This window comes from Streptomyces sp. NBC_00670 (assembly GCF_036226765.1).
Lineage (GTDB): Bacteria > Actinomycetota > Actinomycetes > Streptomycetales > Streptomycetaceae > Streptomyces.
The window spans coordinates 4,014,741-4,029,856 of sequence record NZ_CP109017.1; the positions used below are offsets into that span (position 1 = coordinate 4,014,741).

At 71.7% G+C, this 15,116-nt stretch carries 15 protein-coding genes; 8 read left to right on the forward strand and 7 right to left on the reverse strand.

From position 1 onward, the window contains the following. Positions 1 to 110: 110 nt before the first annotated feature. Positions 111 to 2,495, reverse strand: a complete 2,385-nt coding sequence (locus tag OIE12_RS17840) for a transglycosylase domain-containing protein (RefSeq protein ID WP_329136519.1) — start codon at positions 2,493 to 2,495, stop codon at positions 111 to 113. Positions 2,496 to 3,052: 557 nt separating this feature from the next. On the opposite strand from OIE12_RS17840, the gene OIE12_RS17845 reads away from it, so the two are divergent. Beyond that, the gene (locus OIE12_RS17845; protein WP_030378659.1) at positions 3,053 to 3,391 is read left to right on the forward strand and encodes a WhiB family transcriptional regulator; all 339 of its coding nucleotides are present in this window, start codon (positions 3,053 to 3,055) and stop codon (positions 3,389 to 3,391) included. Between the two features lie 104 nt (positions 3,392 to 3,495). Here OIE12_RS17845 and OIE12_RS17850 read toward each other — a convergent pair whose 3' ends face one another. Continuing rightward, positions 3,496 to 4,923 carry an ArsA family ATPase gene (locus tag OIE12_RS17850; protein ID WP_329136522.1) on the reverse strand — a complete coding sequence of 476 codons (1,428 nt, stop codon included), beginning with the start codon at positions 4,921 to 4,923 and terminating at the stop codon, positions 3,496 to 3,498. Further along, a complete protein-coding gene (locus OIE12_RS17855) occupies positions 4,920 to 5,897 on the reverse strand; it encodes an ArsA family ATPase (RefSeq protein WP_329136523.1) in 978 nt (325 codons plus the stop codon). Before OIE12_RS17855 ends, OIE12_RS17850 begins: the two co-directional genes overlap by 4 nt. A gap of 72 nt (positions 5,898 to 5,969) precedes the next feature. Here OIE12_RS17855 and OIE12_RS17860 point away from each other — a divergent pair, with 72 nt between their 5' ends. From OIE12_RS17860 to OIE12_RS17875, 4 genes are all read left to right on the forward strand, one after another. Then, a complete protein-coding gene (locus OIE12_RS17860; RefSeq protein ID WP_071828754.1) occupies positions 5,970 to 6,128 on the forward strand; it encodes a DUF4177 domain-containing protein in 159 nt (52 codons plus the stop codon). Continuing rightward, on the forward strand, positions 6,125 to 6,592 hold the full coding sequence (locus OIE12_RS17865) for a RidA family protein (protein WP_329136527.1): 468 nt from the start codon (positions 6,125 to 6,127) through the stop codon (positions 6,590 to 6,592). The genes OIE12_RS17860 and OIE12_RS17865 overlap by 4 nt, the downstream gene beginning before the upstream one ends. 182 nt (positions 6,593 to 6,774) lie before the next feature. After that, positions 6,775 to 7,644, forward strand: a complete 870-nt coding sequence (locus OIE12_RS17870; protein WP_329136528.1) for an NUDIX hydrolase — start codon at positions 6,775 to 6,777, stop codon at positions 7,642 to 7,644. A gap of 1 nt (position 7,645) precedes the next feature. Continuing rightward, positions 7,646 to 8,476 carry an MBL fold metallo-hydrolase gene (locus tag OIE12_RS17875; protein ID WP_329136530.1) on the forward strand — a complete coding sequence of 277 codons (831 nt, stop codon included), beginning with the start codon at positions 7,646 to 7,648 and terminating at the stop codon, positions 8,474 to 8,476. Between the two features lie 51 nt (positions 8,477 to 8,527). Here the strand turns inward: OIE12_RS17875 and OIE12_RS17880 are convergent, their stop codons facing one another. After that, positions 8,528 to 9,202, reverse strand: a complete 675-nt coding sequence (locus OIE12_RS17880) for a Crp/Fnr family transcriptional regulator (RefSeq protein WP_006142016.1) — start codon at positions 9,200 to 9,202, stop codon at positions 8,528 to 8,530. A gap of 264 nt (positions 9,203 to 9,466) precedes the next feature. Between OIE12_RS17880 and nth the strand changes: the two genes are divergently transcribed. The 3 genes from nth to OIE12_RS17895 all read left to right on the forward strand — a co-directional run bounded on the left by nth (position 9,467) and on the right by OIE12_RS17895 (position 13,161). Then, positions 9,467 to 10,423 carry an endonuclease III gene (nth, locus tag OIE12_RS17885; RefSeq protein ID WP_329136532.1) on the forward strand — a complete coding sequence of 319 codons (957 nt, stop codon included), beginning with the start codon at positions 9,467 to 9,469 and terminating at the stop codon, positions 10,421 to 10,423. A 778-nt stretch (positions 10,424 to 11,201) separates the two neighbouring features. Then, positions 11,202 to 11,843 (forward strand): NUDIX hydrolase, encoded by a 642-nt coding sequence (locus tag OIE12_RS17890; RefSeq protein ID WP_329136534.1) that lies wholly within the window; start codon positions 11,202 to 11,204, stop codon positions 11,841 to 11,843. Positions 11,844 to 11,961: 118 nt separating this feature from the next. After that, the gene (locus OIE12_RS17895) at positions 11,962 to 13,161 is read left to right on the forward strand and encodes a MarP family serine protease (protein ID WP_329136536.1); all 1,200 of its coding nucleotides are present in this window, start codon (positions 11,962 to 11,964) and stop codon (positions 13,159 to 13,161) included. 55 nt (positions 13,162 to 13,216) lie between these two features. Here the strand turns inward: OIE12_RS17895 and OIE12_RS17900 are convergent, their stop codons facing one another. From OIE12_RS17900 to OIE12_RS17910, 3 genes are all read right to left on the reverse strand, one after another. After that, positions 13,217 to 13,396 carry a hypothetical protein gene (locus OIE12_RS17900; RefSeq protein ID WP_006142024.1) on the reverse strand — a complete coding sequence of 60 codons (180 nt, stop codon included), beginning with the start codon at positions 13,394 to 13,396 and terminating at the stop codon, positions 13,217 to 13,219. A gap of 219 nt (positions 13,397 to 13,615) precedes the next feature. Beyond that, entirely contained in the window at positions 13,616 to 14,566 is a 951-nt protein-coding gene (locus OIE12_RS17905) for an alpha/beta fold hydrolase (protein WP_329136538.1), read from the reverse strand. Beyond that, positions 14,563 to 15,039: a phage holin family protein gene (locus OIE12_RS17910; protein WP_329136539.1), complete on the reverse strand. Its 477-nt coding sequence runs from the start codon at positions 15,037 to 15,039 to the stop codon at positions 14,563 to 14,565. The genes OIE12_RS17905 and OIE12_RS17910 overlap by 4 nt, the downstream gene beginning before the upstream one ends. Positions 15,040 to 15,116 lie beyond the last annotated feature (77 nt).

The following is a 15,116-nucleotide window of genomic DNA, read 5'->3' on the forward strand; positions in this document are numbered from 1 at the left end:
AGCCCGACGTCAGGTTCTTGCCGCATACGACACGACAACGGGGGTGCCCTCCATCCGAAGGGGCACCCCCGTTCCCGTACGCGTCGGACCGGTCGGAGCGGCCCGGCGCCCTACCCCGTCTGCCCGCCGTTCCCGTTCCCGTTCCCCTGGATGTTGCCGTTTCCGCCGCCGTCCTGGCCCTGGAACCAGCCCTCCGGCAGGGAGAACGTCGGATCGGGGTCGGGGCTGCTCGTACCCGCGTTCGTACCGACGGTCGCGCCGCCCGCCGCCCCGCCGTTGCCGTTGCCGCCGTTCGCCCCGCCACCGTTGGTGAACCCGCCGTTGGTGAAGCCGCCGAGCAGGCCGCCCAGGGGGTCGTTGTCCCCGTTGTCGCCGTCGCCCCGGCCCTTGTCGCGGCCCTTGTTGTTGTCGTCGCCCTTGTCCCGCTTGCCGTCGGGGATGTTCACCAGGTGGAAGTCGGGGGCCTCCTTGCCCTCCAGCGCGCCGGACATCATGTCGCGCCAGATCGGGCCGGGCACCTCACCACCGAACACCTTGGCGTGCCACTGGCCGCCGATGGAGATGTCGACCATCCGCCGCTTGTGCGCCGGGTCGCCGACCCAGACCGCGCCCGCCATGTTCGGCGTGTAGCCGACGAACCAGGCAGCGTAGCGGTAGTCCGTCGTACCGGTCTTGCCCGCGCTGGGACGGTCGCCGAGGCCGGCCTGCGTACCCGTGCCGTCCTCGACCACGCCCTTGAGGAGCGTGTTCACGGTGTCCGCGGTCTTCTCGGACATCGCGCGCGAGCACTTCGTCTTCGGCACCGGGAGCGACTTCTTCTCGTCGCCGATCTTCTGGGTGATCGCCTCGATCGCGATGGGCGTGCAGTACGTGCCCCGGGAGGCGAAGGTGGCGTACGCGCTCGCCATCGTCAGCGGCGACATCTCCTGCGTGCCCAGGGCGATCGACGGCGCCTGGGTGATCTTGTCACCGTCGGCGCGCTGCACGCCCATCTTCTTGGCCATCTCCGTCACCGGGCAGATGCCGATGTCGGAGATGAGCTGCACGTAGTAGGTGTTGACCGACTTGGCGGTCGCCTCCTTCATGCCGTACGGGCCGTGCTCCGACTCGTTCTCGTTCGTCAGCTTGGTGCCGTCGGAGTTGACCCACTTCTTGCCGTCGCACACCGAGACCGGGCTCGGGTACTCCATCTCGTACGGCGAGGAGTAGGTCTGCGTGGCCGACTTGCCGCCCTCGAGCGCGGCGGCCGCCACGATCGGCTTGAACGTCGAACCGGGCTGGTAGCCGGCGCCGCCGCCCATGTTCTGGTTGACCGAGAGGTTGATCTGCGTCTCGTGCTTCTGGAAGCCGTACGGGCGGGACTGGCCCATGGCGAGGATCTTGCCGGTGCCGGGCTCGACGATCGTCGCCGCCGTGGCCACGCTGTCGCTCTTGTTGACGTGGTCCTTGATCGACGCCTGGGCCGACTCCTGCGCCTTCGGGTCGAGCGTCGTACGGATCGTGAGACCGCCGCGGTTCCACACCTTGGCGCGGGCCGCGCGGGTCTTGCCGAACGTCTCGTCGTTGAGGAAGACCTCGCGCACGTAGTCGCAGAAGAAGCCGGCGCCCTTGACGGCCGTGATGCAGCCGTTCTTCGGGCGGCTCACCTTCAGCCCGAGGGGCGTCTTCTCGGCCTTGTCGGCCTCGGCCCGGGAGATGTCGTGGACCTGGGCCATGCGCATGAGGACGGTGTTGCGCCGCTTCTTGGCCTGCTCCGGGTGGTTCGTCGGGTCGAAGCTCGAGGGCGACTGGACGATGCCGGCCAGGAGGGCCGACTCCTGGAGGTTGAGGTCCTTGGCGTGCTTGGAGAAGTAGCGCTGGGAGGCGGCCTCGACGCCGTACGCCTGCTGGCCGAAGAACGTGATGTTCAGATAGTTCTCGAGGATCTTCTTCTTGCCGAGCTTCTCCTCGAGCTGGATCGCGTACTTCAGCTCACGGATCTTGCGGCCCAGCGTCTGCTGCGTGGCCTGGGCGACCTTCGTCGGGTCGTTGCCGGCCTCCTCGATGAAGTAGTTCTTCACGAGCTGCTGGGTGAGCGTGGAGGCGCCCTCGGAGACCCCGCCGCTCTGCGCGTTCTTGTTGAGCGCGCGCAGCACGCCCTTGAGGTCGACCGCGCCGTGCTGGTAGAAGCGCGAGTCCTCGATCGCGACGATCGCCTTCTGCATGTACGGCGAGACGGCCTTGAGGTCCACGACGGTGCGGTCGCGGGAGTAGACCGTGGCGATCTGGCCGCCGTCGCTGTCCAGGATCGTGGTGCGCTGGCTCAGCTGCGGGCTCTTGAGGTTGGCCGGCAGGTCGTCGAAGCTCTGGACCGAGCCCTTGGCGGCCAGCCCCAGCGCACCGGCCGCGGGCAGCGCGATGCCGGCCATCACCGCCCCCGCGAGCACACTCACGCCGAGGAACTTGGCGGCCTGCTGCGTGGGGGAGGTGCCCCCGCCCGAGCGCTTTTTTGGCATGGAAGCAGCCTAATCCGAAGTGATGAGCGTTCCGCGGGAGCGGGCGCTCATCGGAATGTTCGAGTGCTGGATCGTGACATACGGGGCGGTCGGTCGACGACGCCGGGAGCGGAACGAGAGCGGAAAAGGGCCGGAGGGGCCGGACGGGACCAAAGGCCTACCTTCCCAAATCGCCGGACACACGGACAGGCGTTGGCCTAAGCTGCTCACTGCTGTCACAGCGACAGGCCCACGTATCAAGTACGGCCGGCGACCCCGAATCGTTCCGGCGGTCAGCCACTTTTTTGTGGGATGCGTGTCCGAATCCGCCTCGTGTGTCATCCGGCGTCCGTTGTGGCACGACCCCCCTGACCTGATTCGCCGGGAAAGTCACGTATGTCGTCAGCTCACTCCCCCGGGTGATCTGCCGCTTCCCCATAGTCCGTTCGGACCATTCAAGATTGGGCCCGCTGGGGGTGTTGCGCTGTGCCCACCTTCCGTAACGTCCTCAACTGGCGGCGGTGAATATGCCGCCGTCGCCGTGGGGGAGCCTCGATTCGGGAGAGGACGGCGCCGGTATGGGCTGGGTAACCGACTGGAGTGCGCAGGCGGCCTGCCGCACTACCGATCCGGATGAACTGTTCGTTCAAGGAGCAGCGCAGAACAGGGCCAAGGCGGTGTGCACGGGATGTCCGGTGCGCACGGAGTGCCTGGCCGACGCGCTCGACAACCGCGTTGAATTCGGCGTGTGGGGAGGCATGACGGAGCGGGAGCGCCGCGCGCTGCTGCGCCGGCGGCCGACCGTCACGTCCTGGCGCCGGCTGCTGGAGACCGCGCGCACGGAGTACGAGCGCGGGGTGGGCCTGCTCACCCTCGACGAGGACGAGACGTACTCGGACTACGCCGCGGTGAGCTGAGCCGGCTTCGTGCCGTGTGCTGTCTCGCTTCGTACGTCACCTCGCTTCGTACGTCACCTCGCTTCGTACGTCAGCTCACGTCGTACGTCAGCTCACGTCGTACGTCAGCTCGGTTCCGCGTCGGCCGCGAGGCGGTCGCCGATCTCGCGCAGGCCGGTGAGGTCGTGCACGTCACCGGGGAGCGCTGCCACCTCGGCCACGGCCACCTCGGGGTGGAGCGCGAGGAAGCGGTCGCGGGTGCGCTGCTCGCGGGAGAGCAGCCGCATGCGCTCGGCGTGCAGCCGGAGCAGACCCGCCGTCAGGTGATCCAACGCGCCGCCGTCCTCGCCGCCGGCGGGGGAGCCCTCGTCGGAAGCGGCGGCCGGGTCGTCCGAACTGCCCGTGCTTTTTGAACTGCCGTGTGTTTCGGGAGAGTTACGAGGACTTTCCTTCCCGTCCCGCTGATCCACAATGCGGGCGTCCTCAAGATTTTCCGCGGCGGCCAGCGCCCGCTCGGCCGACAGCTGGGCGGCCCCGCTGCCGTGCACCCGGTTGAGGACCAGGCCGGCCAGCGGCATCCGCTCCGCGGCCAGGCGCTCCACGAAGTACGCGGCCTCGCGCAGCGCGTCCCGCTCCGGCGCCGCCACCACCAGGAACGCCGTGCCGGGCGCCTGGAGCAGTTTGTACGTGGCGTCCGCGCGGGTGCGGAACCCGCCGAACATCGTGTCCATCGCCGCCACGAACGTCTGTACGTCGTGCAGCAGTTGGCCGCCGAGCAGCTTGCCCAGCGCCCCCGTCATCATCGACATCCCGACGTTCAGGAACTTCATCCCCGCCCGGCCGCCGACCTTCGCGGGCGCCAGCAGGACGCGGATGAGCTTGCCGTCCAGGAAGGACCCGAGCCGCTTGGGCGCGTCCAGGAAGTCCAGCGCCGAGCGCGAGGGCGGGGTGTCGACGACGATGAGGTCCCACTCGTCGCGCGAGCGGAGCTGCCCCAGCTTCTCCATCGCCATGTACTCCTGCGTGCCCGCGAAGCCCGCCGAGAGGGACTGGTAGAAGGGGTTGCCCAGGATGGCCGCCGCCCGCTCCCGGTCCGCGTGCGCCTCGACGATCTCGTCGAACGTGCGCTTCATGTCGAGCATCATGGCGTGCAGTTCGCCGCCCGCGGCGTCCTCGACGCCCTTCACCCGGCGCGGGGTGTTGTCCAGCGCGTCGATGCCCATGGACTGCGCGAGCCGGCGAGCCGGGTCGATTGTCAGTACGACCACCTTGCGGCCGCGTTCGGCGGCGCGCAGGCCGAGGGCGGCCGCCGTCGTCGTCTTGCCGACGCCGCCGGAGCCGCAGCACACCACGATGCGGGTCCCGGGGTCGTCCAGGAGGGGGTCGATGTCCAGGACACGGGCGGGGTCGAGGGAGCGGGCCGCCGCGAGGTCGTGGGCGGAGGCGGCGGCACGGGCGGCGCGGTCCTGTCCGGCGTGCGCGCGCGTGGGGTCCTTCTCGGCGTCCCGGGTGCGGGTGGTCTGGGGGTGCGTGGAGGCCGGGTCCGGACTCATGAGATCCCTTGCTGACGCAGTTCCTTGGCCAGGTGGTACAGGCCCGCCAGGTCCATTCCCTCGGCGAGCAGCGGGAGTTCGTGCAGCGGCAGGCCGAGTTCGGTCAGCTGGGCGCGCTGGTCGTGCTCCAGCGCGTACCGCTCGGCGTACTCCTCGGCCTGCTGAAGGAGCGGGTCCACCAGGCGCTCGGCCAGCCCGCCGCGCCGTGCGCCGCCGAGGCCCGCGCCCGAGAGGGACTTGGCGAGCGCGGTGCGCGGTGCGGCGCCCGCGAGCTCCAGGGCCGCCTCGTCCAGTACGGCCGGACGCACCATGTTGACGATGATCCGCCCCACCGGCAGCCGGGCACCGCGCAGCTCCGCGATGCCGTCCGCGGTCTCCTGGACGGGCATCTCCTCCAGCAGTGTCACCAGGTGGACGGCCGTCTCGCGGGACTTCAGGACCCGCATCACCGCCTGCGCCTGATTGTGTATGGGACCGATCTTGGCCAGGCCGGCCACCTCGTCGTTGACGTTGAGGAAGCGCGTGATGCGGCCGGTGGGGGGCGCGTCCATGACGACGTAGTCGTACGTGAAGCGGCCGTGCTTGTCCTTGCGGCGCACCGCCTCGCACGCCTTGCCGGTCAGCAGGACGTCCCGCAGACCGGGCGCGATCGTGGTGGCGAAGTCGATCGCGCCGAGCTTCTTCAGGGCGCGGCCCGCGCCGCCGAGCTTGTAGAACATCTGGAGGTAGTCCAGCAGGGCCAGCTCGGGGTCGATCGCCAGTGCGAACACCTCGCCACCCCCGGGGGCGACGGCGATCTTGCGTTCCTCGTACGGCAGCGCCTGCGTCTCGAAGAGCTGTGCGATGCCCTGTCTGCCTTCCACCTCCACCAGAAGCGTGCGCTTTCCCTCGGTCGCGAGGGCGAGCGCGAGTGCTGCGGCGACCGTGGTCTTACCGGTACCGCCCTTGCCGCTGACGACCTGGAGCCTGCTCACGTATTCGAGCCTAACCAGTCCGCGCTCGGGCTACGCGGGAGGCTGTGGACAACGGGGGATACAGTCGGCCCCATGACCAAGTGGGAATACGCAACCGTGCCGCTGCTCGTCCACGCCACGAAGCAGATCCTGGACACCTGGGGCGAGGACGGCTGGGAGCTCGTCCAGGTCGTGCCCGGCCCGAACGCCGAGCAGCTCGTGGCCTACCTGAAGCGGGAGAAGCAGGCGTGAGCGCGGTCGAGGACCGGCTCGCGGAGCTGGGGCTGACCCTGCCGGAGGTCGTGCCGCCGCTGGCCGCGTACCAGCCGGCGGTGCGGTCGGGGGCGTACGTGTTCACGGCGGGGCAGCTGCCGCTGGTGGACGGGAAGCTGCCGGTCACCGGGAAGGTGGGGGCGGAGGTCACGGCCGAGGAGGCGGCGGGGCTGGCGCGGACGTGTGCGCTGAACGCGCTCGCGGCGGTCAAGTCGGTCGTCGGTGACCTCGACCGGGTCGCGCGGGTGGTGAAGGTCGTCGGGTTCGTGGCGTCGGCGAGCGACTTCACGGGGCAGCCGGGAGTTGTCAACGGGGCGAGTGAGCTGCTCGTCGAGGTGTTGGGGGACAAGGGCGTGCATGCGCGGAGTGCGGTGGGAGTTGCCGTGTTGCCACTGGACGCGCCGGTCGAGGTGGAGATCCAGGTGGAGGTGGCGGGGGAGTAGGGGTTGGGGGTGGGGCGGGGTGGCCCGGGAGGGTTCTCGCCCCCGCCGCCCCTCCCCTTCCCGTCCCCGGGGCTCTCCCCCCCGAACCCCCAAAGATGCGCAGTTCCTCGCGCCCCTTGTCGGGCATGGCGTTCCTACTGGTCGGTCTCGAACATCTGGTTGTTGCGGGATAGCCTCCGGGCATGGGGAATGGGCAGTGGTGCCCGGCTGAGTGGCCGGAACTGATCCGTGCGCTGGCGGACGGACGTCTCGCTCCGGTGGCGGCCAGGCGCGCGGCCACCGTGATGCTGCTGCGGGACACCGGTGACGGTCCCGCCGTCCACATGCTGCGGCGGCGCACCTCCATGGCCTTCGCCGGGGGTGCGTACGCGTACCCGGGCGGCGGTGTCGACCCCCGTGACGACGAGCACCACGTCCGCTGGGCGGGCCCCACGCGCGCGTGGTGGGCCGACAGGCTCGGCGTGGACGGTACGGCCGAGGCGCAGGCGATCGTCTGCGCGGCCGTGCGGGAGACGTACGAGGAGGCCGGCGTCCTCCTCGCCGGGCCCACCCCGGACACCGTGGTCGGCGACACCACCGGCGCCGACTGGGAGGCCGACCGCGCCGCCCTGGTCGCCCGTGAGACGTCCTTCGCCCAGTTCCTGGACCGCCGGGGCCTCGTCCTCCGCTCCGACCTGCTGGGCGCCTGGACGCGGTGGATCACCCCCGAGTTCGAGCCGCGCCGCTACGACACCTGGTTCTTCGTCGCCGCCCTGCCCGAGGGCCAGCGCACGCGCAACGCCTCCACGGAGGCCGACCGGACGGTGTGGATCCGTCCGTCCGAGGCGGCCCGCGGGTACGACGACGGCGAGCTGCTGATGCTCCCGCCGACCATCGCGACCCTGCGTCAGCTCGCCCCGTACGCCACCGCGGCCGAGGCCCTGGCCGCCGCGCCGGGGCGCGACCTGGAGCCGGTGCTGGCCCGGGCCGAGGTCCAGGAAGCCGGGATCCGCCTGTACTGGCCGGGGCACGACGAGTTCACCATGCACATACCGAGCGGCGGAGGCCAGTGAGATGACGGAGGCAGCGGCCCTTCCCGGGCAGCCACGCGGAGGGGTCCTCTCCGGACCGGCCACCGCGCGCGCGGTCAACGTTCTCGCGCCGAACCCGTCGGCGATGACGCTCGACGGCACCAACACGTGGATCGTCGCCGAGCCGGACTCCGACCTGGCCGTGGTGATAGACCCGGGCCCGCTGGACGACGCCCACCTGCGCAGCGTCGTCGCCACGGCCGAGCAGGCGGGCCGGCGCATAGCGCTCACCCTGCTGACGCACGGCCACCCCGACCACGCCGAGGGCGCCACGAGGTTTGCGGAGCTGACGTCGACAAAGGTGCGCGCGCTGGATCCGGCACTGCGACTCGGGGACGAGGGACTGGGCGCCGGGGACGTCGTCACCGTCGGCGGCCTGGAACTGCGCGTGGTCCCGACCCCGGGACACACGGCCGACTCCCTCTGCTTCCATCTCCCGGCCGACCGGGCCGTCCTCACCGGCGACACCATACTGGGGCGCGGTACGACCGTCGTCGCCCACCCCGACGGCCGCCTGGGCGACTACCTGGACTCACTGCGCCGTCTGAGGTCGCTCACGGTCGACGACGGCGTCCATACGGTGCTGCCGGGCCACGGCCCCGTCCTGGAGGACGCCCAGGGCGCCGTCGACTTCTACCTCGCCCACCGCGCCCACCGCCTCGCCCAGGTCGAAACGGCGGTCGAGAACGGCCACCGCACACCGTCCGAGGTCGTGTCCCACGTCTACGCGGACGTGGACCGCTCCCTGTGGCCGGCGGCGGAACTGTCGGTCAGGGCGCAGCTGGAGTACCTGGGAGACCACGGCCTCATCTGACCCGCGCCCCGCCCTGCACGGGCGTGGCACCGCGGGAACCGCGCCATCCCGTCAGCGCGACCGCTTGGCCAACCGCTCGACGTCGAGCAGAATCACCGCCCGCGCCTCCAACCGCAGCCACCCACGCCCCGCGAAGTCCGCGAGCGCCTTGTTGACGGTCTCCCGCGACGCCCCCACGAGCTGCGCCAGCTCCTCCTGCGTCAGATCGTGCACCACATGGATGCCCTCTTCCGACTGCACACCGAACCGCCGCGAAAGGTCGAGCAGCGCCCGCGCCACCCGCCCCGGCACGTCCGAGAAGACGAGGTCGGCCATCTGGTCGTTGGTCTTGCGCAGTCGCCGGGCGACGGCACGCAGCAGCGCGGCGGCCACCTCGGGCCGCGCGTTGAGCCACGGCTGGAGGTCGCCGTGGCCGAGACCGAGCAGCTTGACCTCGGTGAGCGCCGTGGCCGTCGCCGTACGCGGGCCCGGGTCGAACAGCGAGAGCTCGCCGATCAGCTCGCCGGGGCCGAGGACGGCCAGCATGTTCTCGCGTCCGTCGGGGGAGGTGCGGTGCAGCTTCACCTTGCCCTCGGTGACCACGTACAGCCGGTCACCGGGGTCGCCCTCGTGGAACAGCGAGTCGCCGCGCGCGAGGGTCACCTCACTCATGGAGGCGCGGAGCTCCGCGGCCTGCTCGTCATCGAGCGCCGCGAAGAGCGGGGCGCGCCGCAGAACGTCGTCCACGAGTTCTCTCCTTGTCGACCTGCTCAGGGGCTGTTCGCCCCCCGGGTACCCATCGGTTTACCAGGGGACCCTGCTGCCCATTTTGCCGGACGGTCCAAACAGTGTGATCTGTCACAAGGATGCCGCACACGTGTGCCGGGCAGTGGGGCAGGGTCCGATTACGGGGCTCCTTCCCCGGGGAGCGGAGCGGATGTCAGTGCCGGGTCGTAGGCTGGCCGGGTGTCCAAATCGCCGGTGAGAGCACAGGCCAAGGGGGCTGGGCGGGTGGTTGTACGTCGGGATTCCGCTGACGGCGAACAGAGCGGAGGCGGTACGGAGAAACCGGCAAAACGGGCGCGTGCGGCCGCGGCCGGCGAGACGGCCGGCGGGCCGCGCAAGGCGGCCGGTTCGAGCAGGGCGGCCGGTTCGAGCAGGGCGGCCGGCGCCGTGCCGCGCAAGGCCGCCGCCGAGTCGCGCACGGCCCTGGTCCGTCGCGCCCGCCGGATCAACCGCGAGCTCGCCGAGGTGTACCCGTACGCGCATCCGGAGCTGGATTTCGAGAGCCCCTTCCAGCTGATCGTCGCCACGGTCCTGTCCGCGCAGACCACCGACCTGCGCGTCAACCAGACGACACCGGCGCTCTTCGCCAAGTACCCGACTCCCGAGGACCTGGCGGCGGCCAATCCGGAGGAGGTCGAGGAGATCCTGCGGCCGTGCGGCTTCTTCCGGGCCAAGACGAAGTCGGTCATAGGGCTCTCCAAGGCCCTCGTGGAGCGGTTCGACGGCGAGGTGCCGGGGCGGCTGGAGGATCTGGTCACGCTGCCCGGCGTCGGCCGCAAGACGGCCTTCGTCGTTCTCGGCAATGCCTTCGGACGGCCGGGAATCACCGTGGACACGCACTTCCAGCGGCTGGTGCGGCGCTGGCGGTGGACGGAGGAGACCGAGCCGGAGAAGATCGAGGCGGCCGTCGGCGCGCTCTTCCCGAAGAGCGACTGGACGATGCTGTCGCATCATGTGATCTTCCACGGTCGCCGTATGTGCCACGCCCGCAAACCGGCCTGCGGCGCCTGCCCGATCGCCCCGCTCTGCCCGGCGTACGGCGAGGGGGAGACGGACCCCGAGAAGGCGAAGAAGCTGCTCAAGTACGAGAAGGGCGGCTTCCCCGGCCAGCGCCTCAAGCCCCCGCAGTCGTATCTGGACGCGGGCGGCATCCCGGCCCCGCCGCTGGGGGCCACCTGGTGAACACGGTCCCCGACGGACACCCACACGAGGGACACGCGGAACGATCCGGGACCCCACGGGCGTTGGGACCGGCAGGACGGGGGTGGCAGTGACACACACCAGCAACACGAACGCGGATCGCGCGCCCGCACGATCCGCGGTCCGAGGCTCCGCCGACGCGCGACCGGCCGGCGCGCGGCCCGCGAGGCCGCAGGCCGCGGATGCACGGTCCGACGGCCCGCAGGGCCGGGCCGTGGGTCCGCAGGCTGCCGACGCCGTCGACGGACAGCGGGCCGATGCGTTGCCCGCCGATGCGCAATCGGCCGACGTGCGCCCTGCGAGGCCGCAGGCCGCAGACATACCGGCTGCCGACCCGCAGGGCCGGGCCGTGGGCCCGCAGGCTGCGGACGGGCAGGGGGCCGACGCGCGGCCCGCTGACGCGCGACCGGCCGGTGAATGGCCCGACGGTCCGCAGGCCGCGCGTGCGGCAGGGTCCGCGCGCCCGAGGCCCGAAGGCGCGGGGTCCGAAGGTGTGGAGCCCGAAGGCACGAAGTCTGGAGGCGCGTACCCCGCCGTCGGCGGGCGCGACGCGGCTTCGCCGCCCGCAGCCGCCCCACCGCCGGCAGCCGCCCCACCGCCCGGCGTCGTCCCGCCGCACGGAGCTGAACCGCCCGCAGCCGCCCCACCGCCGGGGGCTGGGCCCGCAGATGCCCCGCCCTCACCGACCGCCCCGTCCCCGGCCGACCCTCCGGACGGTGCCCGGCAGGTCGTCGGCGGTCCGCGGGTCACCGCCGACGGGGTGCCCGCGTGGCTGGAGCCCGTCGTGCGGGCCGCCGGGACGATACGGCCCCGGCAGCTCAGCCGGTTCCTGCCGCCGGAGGACGGCGGCGGGCGGCAGTCCGCCGTGCTGATCCTCTTCGGCGAGGGCGCACGCGGCCCGGAGCTGCTGCTCATGGAGCGCGCCGGTTCCCTGCGCTCGCACGCCGGACAGCCCGCCTTCCCCGGCGGCGCCCTCGACCCCGAGGACGGCGACCCGGCCACCGACGGCCCCCTGCGCGCGGCACTGCGCGAGGCCGAGGAGGAGACCGGCCTCGACCCCCGCGGCGTCCAGCTCTTCGGCGTGCTCCCCCGGCTCTACATCCCGGTGAGCGGCTTCGTCGTCACCCCGGTCCTCGGCTGGTGGCGGGAGCCGACCCCGGTCGGCGTGGTCGACCCGAAGGAGACCGCCCGGGTCTTCACCGTCCCCGTGGCGGATCTCACGGATCCCGCGCACCGTGTCACCGCCGTACACCCCATGGGCCACGCAGGTCCGGCATTCCTGGTCGAATCCGCCCTCGTGTGGGGTTTCACGGCAGGCGTGATCGACCGTCTGCTGCACTACGCGGGCTGGGAGCGCCCCTGGGACCGAGACAAGCGGGTCCCGCTCGACTGGCGCGCATGACAGGGTGGCACCCGTGCTGTGTTTCGACGGGGGACGCCGTGTCCCCCGCCGCCTCGTGTTCCGGAACACCGGCCGGACTTCGTGGTGAGAGGAACGTGACGAGGCGAGGCGTGAAGCGGTGAACGTGCTGGACATCCTGTTGCTGGTCGCCGCGGTGTGGTTCGCGGTCGTGGGCTACCGGCAGGGCTTCGTCGTCGGCATCCTGTCGGTGACCGGTTTCCTCGGCGGCGGCCTCGTCGCGGTCTACACGCTCCCCGTCCTGTGGGGCGAGGCGACCGACGACGCGGAGGTCAACACGACGGCCGCCGTGATCGCCGTCGGAGTGGTGATCGTCTGCGCCTCCGTCGGGCAGGCCCTCACCACCCACCTCGGCAACAAGCTCCGCCGCTACATCACCTGGTCCCCGGCCCGCGCGCTGGACGCGACGGGCGGCGCCCTGGTCAACGTCGTGGCGATGCTGCTGGTCGCCTGGCTGATCGGATCCGCGCTCGCCGGGACCACCCTGCCGACGCTCGGCCGGGAGGTCCGCGGCTCCAAGGTGCTGCACGGCGTTTCGCAGGCGCTGCCCTCCCAGGCGGACACCTGGTTCGCGGACTTCTCCACCGTCCTCGCGCGCAACGGCTTCCCGCAGGTCTTCAGCCCGTTCGCGAACGAGCCGATCACCGAGGTCGAGCCGCCCGACCCGGCCCTCGCCCGGAGCGCGGTCGCCGTGCGCGCGAAGCGCTCCATCGTGAAGGTGATGGGGACCGCCCGCAGCTGCGGCAAGGTCCTGGAGGGCTCCGGCTTCGTCTTCGCCGACCGCCGTGTCATGACCAACGCGCACGTGGTCGGCGGGGTCGACGAGCCGACCGTCCAGATCGGCGGCGAGGGGCGCAAGTACGACGCCACGGTCGTCCTCTACGACTGGCGGCGCGACATCGCCGTCCTCGACGTACCGGACCTGCCCGCGCCCGCGCTGCGGTTCGCCCCCTCCGGCGCCTCCGGCGGCAACAGCGCGATCGTCGCCGGCTTCCCGGAGAACGGCTCGTACAACGTGCAGCCCGCGCGCGTCCGCGGCCGGATCACCGCGAACGGCCCGGACATCTACCACCGCGGCACCGTGCGCCGGGAGGTGTACTCGCTGTTCGCGACCGTCCGCCAGGGCAACTCCGGCGGTCCGCTGCTCACCCCTCAGGGACAGGTCTACGGGGTGGTGTTCGCCAAGTCGCTGGACGACGCCGAGACCGGTTACGCCCTCACCGCGGACGAGATCCAGCAGGACATCGACCAGGGGCGCAGGGCGAACCAGCAGGTGGACAGCGACAACTGCGCGCTGTGACGCCCGGCCGGGCCGACCCAGGCGGCCCGGTCAGCCGCGTGCGTGGGGCAGACGGTCAGCCGCGTGCGTGGCGGAGGCGGGCGGAGACCCAGCGGGCCCGGCGGCGGAGGATGTGCGGAATTCCCACGCGGGGATCGGCGCCCGCCAACTGCGGGGCGCCTCTCTCATGAGGGCCCGGACCAGCGGCCGAGCGGCGGTTGCGTGCTACGTCGTTGTAGTCGTGCGTCCAGCCCATACCCCGACCGTGCCCCCGCCCCAAGGTCGATAACCTCCCGCCGGGCCTCCAATTGGCCTATGCGTCAGGCACATGGCTGTTCGAAGAACAGACGTTCCCTGTTCGGATACCGGGCGTGATGGCGCCGTGACGGTCCGGATTCGCGGCTTACGTCCCGGCCCCCTGGCTCCATGACCGCCGGAGCCGTCCGACTCAACGGTCCGACTCGTCGATCCAGCCTCACCGGTCCGGTTCGGGGTCCCGCAGCCAGTTGATCAGCTCCGTCGAGAACGCGCCGGGATCCTCCTCGTGCGGGAAGTGCCCCAGGCCGTCGAAGAGGCGCCAGCGGTACGGGGCCTCGACGTACTCCCCGGAACCGGCCGCGCTCCGCGTGCGCATGACGGGGTCGAGGGAGCCGTGCAGATGCAGCGTCGGCACCCGCACCGGCCGCTTCATGCGCCGGTTGAACTGGAAACCGTCCGGCCGGGCCAGCGAACGCACCAGCCAGCGGTAGGGCTCCACCGAGCAGTGCGCGGTGGACGGGATGCACATGGCTCGCTGGTACGCCTCGACCGCGTCGTCGTCCGCCGACCGGGGCCCCGACCACTCGCGGATCAGCCGGCCGACCAGCGCGCCGTCATCGGCGGTGAGCTGCCGCTCGGGGACGAAGGGCCGCTGGAAGCCCCAGATGTGGGAGCTCGCCGCCGACTGCCGCGGGTCCCGCAGCATGGCGGCGCGCCAGCGCCGGGGGTGCGGCATCGAGGCCACCGCGAGCCGCCGCACCAGCTTGGGCCGCATTGCCGCCGCCGTCCACGCCAGATAGCCGCCCAGGTCGTGGCCGACCAGCGCGGCGTCGGGCTCGCCGAGCGAGCGGACCACCCCGGTGACGTCCAGCGCGAGGTTGGCCGGGTCGTAGCCGCGCGGTGTGCGGTCGCTGCCGCCGACCCCGCGCAGGTCCATCGCCACCGCCCGGAAACCGGCGTCGGCGAGCGCCACCAGCTGGTGCCGCCAGGTCCACCAGAACTGCGGGAAGCCGTGCAGCAGCAGTACCAGCGGCCCCTCGCCCAGCTCCGCGATGTGGAAACGGGCGCCGTTGGCCGCGACGTCCCGGTGGGTCACCTCTCTTCCGCCGGGCAGGTCGAGCCGTACGGCCGAGGCGGGCTGGGCCCAGGGTGTGGCGGGGTCCGTCATGAGGACGAGCGTGCCACAGCCTCGACGGGCGTGTCCGTCCGGTCCGGACGCGGGTGCGGCTTGGCCTTCTGCAGCACCCCGGCGCTCTCCTTCACGGAGGCGGCGACCTTCTGCGGGCCCTTGCTCTTCTTGGCCTTCTTCGCGAACGTCATCCCGATGAGCCCGAGCAGACCGGCGACGAGCACGTTCGCGGCGAAGGACAGCAGGAAGCAGACGCCCAGGTTCCAGTGGCTCCAGGTGCGGATGCCGTACGCCAGTGCGAAGTTGAGCATCGGCAGGGAGAACAGCAGCACCGCGCCGGCTCCGGAGAACGCGCCGCCGGAGACCGCGCCGCGCTTCACGTCCTGCTTGAGCTGGGCCTTGGCCAGCGCGATCTCGTCGTGCACCAGTGCGGACATCTCCGCCGTGGCCGAGGCGAACAGCCTGCCGATGCTGGGCTCCGCGCCGACCGGGGTGCCGTCGGGTGCGCTCATCGAGGTCTCCCTGTTGTCGTGAGGATCGTCTTGAGTTGTCGTACGTTCGCCTGCGCGTCGTACGTGCGTTCGCGTCC